The sequence below is a fragment of the Streptomyces mesophilus genome (assembly GCF_011044995.1).
GTDB classification, from domain to species: Bacteria; Actinomycetota; Actinomycetes; order Streptomycetales; family Streptomycetaceae; genus Streptomyces; species Streptomyces mesophilus.
In genome coordinates, this window is record NZ_JAAKZW010000494.1 from 1 (window position 1) to 726 (window position 726).

Sequence of the window (726 nt, forward strand, 5' to 3'; positions counted from 1 at the left end):
ATCCCCGTTCCCCCCTGCTCGCCCGCCGGTATCCCCCGATCCCGACGGGCTTTCCCGGGGCCTCTCGCGAGACCACGGACCCCCACTCGGTCACCGCCTCCCCCCGGGGACGGCGACCGACAACTCGATGAAGAAGCGGCTCAGGCGACCAGTTCGCCGAAGCACTCCTCCTGGTCACGGCCGAAGGCGAGGACCTCGTCCTCGCGCAGCCGGCGCAGCGAGCGCCAGATGCTGGACTTCACCGTGCCGACGCTGATGTCGAGGATGTCGGCGATCTCCGGGTCGGTACGGCCCTCGTAGTAGCGCAGGACCAGCATCGTCCGCTGGAGTTCCGGCAGCCGGGCCAGCGCCTGCCACAGGACCGCGCGCAGCTCCGTGCCGCGCATCGCGTCCGTGTCGCCGACCGTCTCCGGCAGCTCCTCGGTCGGGTACTCGTTCAGCTTGCGGCGGCGCCACGCGCTGATGTGCAGATTCGTCATGGTGCGGCGGAGATATCCCCCGACCGCGGCCTTGTCGGAGATCCGGTCCCAGGCCCTGTACGTGGAGAACAGCGCGCTCTGCAACAGGTCCTCGGCCTCGAAACGGTCACCGGTGAGGTGGTAGGCGGTGGCGTACAGGGAGGCGCGGCGCTCCTGGACGTAAGCGGTGAACTCCGCTTCCGAGCAGGGCACCTGCTCCCCCGAGGCCTCCCTGTACGCGGCTCCCCCGTCAGTCACCCCGGACGCC

Annotated in this window: 1 protein-coding gene; it reads right to left on the reverse strand. The window is 70.2% G+C overall.

All coding sequences use genetic code 11. The features are described from left to right. Nucleotides 1-140 precede the first annotated feature (140 nt). On the reverse strand, nucleotides 141-726 hold a 586-nt coding region (locus G6045_RS40750; protein ID WP_165337280.1), incomplete at its 5' end, for a SigE family RNA polymerase sigma factor.